Source organism: Holdemanella sp., from assembly GCF_056804935.1.
The window spans coordinates 376-3,603 of the sequence record NZ_DBMEXE010000170.1 but is presented as its reverse complement, the minus strand read 5'-3'; the positions used below and the strand labels follow the sequence as shown (position 1 = coordinate 3,603).

The window sequence follows — 3,228 nt, the reverse complement described above, 5'->3', positions numbered from 1 at the left end:
CATTAGAGTCTAATATTAAATCTAACGCATCTAGTCAAAGTGATGACTATGAATCTACACTAACAACAGAACTTGCCAAATATGGTTATGCATCCTATGAAGAACTTAATGATTATTGCTTAACAAGTGTAAAAGAAAAAGAAATGAATAAAAAATATATCACTAAACATTTTGATGAAGTGAAAAAGGCTTGGGAAGAAAAAAATCCAAGAACCGTATCCATTATTAAGATGGATGTTAGCGATGCCGATAATCTAACAGAAACAGAAGCTAAAAAGAAAAGTAATATTGATAAGGCTTTAGAAAAAGAAAGCTTTGCGGATGTCGCTAAAGCCTTCTCTGAAGATTCAAATACCGCTAATAAAAATGGATTTGCAGGATATGTAGATTCAAACTCAACAAGTTCGGATTCAAGTTCAACATCAACTGTTCCTGCTGATGTTGTAACAGCTGCAATCGGCCTTAAAAAAGGTGAAACAAGTGACTGGATCACAGTTACAAGTTCAAGTGGAACAAGCTTATATAAGGTATATGTAAAAGAAACAAATTCAAAGAAGATTTTTAACGCAAAAAGTGACACTGTTTCAAACCAAGCATTGTATGCCATCTTAAACAGTGATTCTTCTCTTTCATACAAGATTTTAGATTCGTATGCAAAAAAATTAGATATTAAATTCAACGATAAAGATACAAAGAAAAAATTCGACAGCTATGTAAAAACAACTTATGGAGGTGATCAATAATGAAAAAGACACCTATATTATTCGTATGTGCTGCCATGATGTTGACAGGATGCTCTGGAGCTACCGCAACCATCAAGGATAAAGATGAAACAATCATGACTATTGGTGATACAAAATACACTAAGGGTGATGAATATGAATTATTGAAAGTATCAACTGGTACAGATCTTACAATGGAACTTGTAAAACAGGCTATCTACAAACAAGAAGTTAAAGTTACAAAAGAAATGAAGGAAAAAGCACAAGAACAAGTTAACAACTACAAAGAAAACATGGAAAACTTTGATAAACAAATTCACTCATTGGGCTACAAAAATAGTAAACAATATATGAATAAAGTTCTAATCCCAAGTTTACAAGCAAGTGAATTAACCGAAAAATACTTCACAGACGCAAAGAAAGACGTCCAAAAAACATATAAACCAAGTAAAGCTCGTATCATTCAATGTGAGAATAAGGCAACTGCTAAAAAAGCTTTGAAAGCATTAAAGAGTGGAACAGATCCAGAAGAAGTAGCTCAACAATACATGGTTGATTCTGCAAAATATTCTGGAAAAGAAACATTGATAACGACAAAGACAACAGATTTATCAACTCGTTTGATCAATACATTGTCAAAGACAAAAAAAGCCGGAGTCATTGACGAAGTCTTCACAAACGAAAGCAGTGGAACAACATATGCATATGTTGCCGTATTAGTATCCAATACATACAAAGACATTAAGGATGATGTATATACAACATTGAGCAGTGATGATGATGTCACAAAAGCTTGTCTTGTTTATTATTTAAAGAAATATAATTTTGAAGTACACGATCAAGATGTATTCAATAATTTAAAGACAAACAATCCTGAATATCTAGTTTCTAGACCTGATTTATCTAAATCAGACGACTAAACAAAAGGCCATTAGACAATAGTCTAGTGGCCCATTTTTTTCATCATTTCATCCAGTTCAAACCGAAAATTAAATTCTTCTATATCCTGTAACCCTATATAGAATAAACAATCTATATCCTCATGATCAAATACGTAACAATGCTCCTTATCCATATAGCCTTCTGGCCATAAACATCCCGCATAATCATAGAGTTTTTTTGTCTTCATATTTTGTTGAAGACGCCCCATGATCATTAATTTCTTTGTCCCCTCTTTTAAAGTGACAACACTACCAATCGGTAATAAATCTTTCATGCCGACTCCTTTCTAATAACTTACGTTGATTTTAAAGCCCAGTCCCGCAATAAAGCCAAGTTTTGAGCCGATTTCCCACTCCCTGCTAGAAAAATGATAAGAGAAATTAGCCTCTGCACTACCTACACTTCCTTGTGCCGTTAAAGTGACTTTCGCCCCAAGAATGTTCAATACACAACGTGTTTCGCCGCGTAAGGCTGCAACACCAACTCCAGCTTCAAACGACTGTTCTTTCCTAGAAAAAGCAGCTTTACAAGTCGCATACGCAACACCAACTTGCCCTGTTGCTCGAGCGCTCGCATAGACTTTTGAATTTCCAATACGCGCATTTACTGTAGAAGATAATAACGCTAGACTTGACTCGGCATTTAATACTATACGCGGATCAAATTTCTTGTTCTTCCATATTCTTGCACTAATACTCGATTTAATTTCTCCATCAAGAAGTGTGGCATCGGCCCCTACATGGAAATAAGGCTTTGTGTAATTTTTATTCCATTCTTTAAATGACTTTGTATAGCGAACTGAACCATACGAATAGCGACTCTGTTTTGTCAATTGTGAAACTAAATTCAAGTTTGTATACTTGATCAAATTCACCTTTCCAGGTTTCCAAGCACTTTGTTTGTGCTCGCAAGACTCAATTAAAGATGCACTCTTCGATAAATAATTCGCAATATCCATTATTTCTTTTGCGATACGATATTGCCTTTCATTAATTGTCGGATCTTTTGAAGATAGAGGCCTAGAAGCGAGCGCCTTATATTCAAGACTTAGATTTTGACAAGCTATACTATCGCCGTTCACGATTCATAATCCCCTGCATCTGAATTTGAATCAAATATTGAATTCGACTGACCTTTTGATTCACATAGACAAACTCTTCATTCGATACAATATTTTTTGTCTGATTTAACAACGCACTTAAATCACTAGACAAGGCATTGTAGAAATTTATCTCATTCATAACGCATCAAAGATTGTTCGTTTTCCTGATATAGATTTGCGGTTTGATGTAAGTACGTAGAAAAGCGTGCTAACGTATCTAAATACGACATCATTGCTGGATTCAACGTTTGAAATTGTTCCATAAAGTATTTCGAAGCTGGAGATTGCCAAATAGATTCCACATAATACATTCTGGATTCAATTTCGTTAAATACAGTTCGAATCTCATTGGCATACGCATCCACCTGCTTAGAATATGCCATTACATCTTCACTTGATATTTGAATTTGTGCCATACTTTTCTCCTTCTACAACAGCAATCTAGCTTGTGCAACACGATCT

6 protein-coding genes are annotated in these 3,228 nt (G+C 34.7%); 2 read left to right on the top strand and 4 right to left on the bottom strand.

Annotated elements, in window-relative coordinates:
• The coding region (locus ACZQCL_RS07595) for a peptidylprolyl isomerase (protein ID WP_482482573.1) at positions 1-743 on the top strand (743 nt) is incomplete at its 5' end.
• Complete coding sequence (locus tag ACZQCL_RS07590) at positions 743-1,642, top strand: hypothetical protein (protein ID WP_482482571.1); 900 nt, start codon at positions 743-745, stop codon at positions 1,640-1,642. The genes ACZQCL_RS07595 and ACZQCL_RS07590, both read left to right, overlap by 1 nt.
• Positions 1,643-1,665: 23 nt before the next feature.
• On the opposite strand, the gene ACZQCL_RS07585 is transcribed toward ACZQCL_RS07590, so the two are convergent.
• Genes ACZQCL_RS07585 through ACZQCL_RS07570 form a run of 4 tightly spaced genes read right to left on the bottom strand, consistent with a single transcriptional unit; the run spans position 1,666 to position 3,182 of the window.
• Positions 1,666-1,938 (bottom strand): DUF4176 domain-containing protein, encoded by a 273-nt coding sequence (locus ACZQCL_RS07585; RefSeq protein ID WP_117924795.1) that lies wholly within the window; start codon positions 1,936-1,938, stop codon positions 1,666-1,668.
• A 12-nt stretch (positions 1,939-1,950) separates the two neighbouring features.
• Positions 1,951-2,745, bottom strand: a complete 795-nt coding sequence (locus ACZQCL_RS07580; protein ID WP_256268220.1) for a hypothetical protein — start codon at positions 2,743-2,745, stop codon at positions 1,951-1,953.
• Entirely contained in the window at positions 2,732-2,905 is a 174-nt protein-coding gene (locus ACZQCL_RS07575; RefSeq protein ID WP_227993150.1) for a hypothetical protein, read from the bottom strand. Before ACZQCL_RS07575 ends, ACZQCL_RS07580 begins: the two co-directional genes overlap by 14 nt.
• Entirely contained in the window at positions 2,898-3,182 is a 285-nt protein-coding gene (locus tag ACZQCL_RS07570) for a WXG100 family type VII secretion target (RefSeq protein WP_118114820.1), read from the bottom strand. Before ACZQCL_RS07570 ends, ACZQCL_RS07575 begins: the two co-directional genes overlap by 8 nt.
• Between the last annotated feature and the right edge of the window lie 46 nt (positions 3,183-3,228).

Excerpts from the sequence above, each read along its gene's own strand:
- ACZQCL_RS07590 (WP_482482571.1), top strand. The coding sequence starts at position 743 with ATGAAAAAGACACCTATATTATTCGTATGTGCTGCCATGATGTTGACA.
- ACZQCL_RS07585 (WP_117924795.1), bottom strand. The coding sequence starts at position 1,938 with ATGAAAGATTTATTACCGATTGGTAGTGTTGTCACTTTAAAAGAGGGG.
- ACZQCL_RS07575 (WP_227993150.1), bottom strand. The coding sequence starts at position 2,905 with ATGAATGAGATAAATTTCTACAATGCCTTGTCTAGTGATTTAAGTGCG.
- ACZQCL_RS07570 (WP_118114820.1), bottom strand. The coding sequence starts at position 3,182 with ATGGCACAAATTCAAATATCAAGTGAAGATGTAATGGCATATTCTAAG.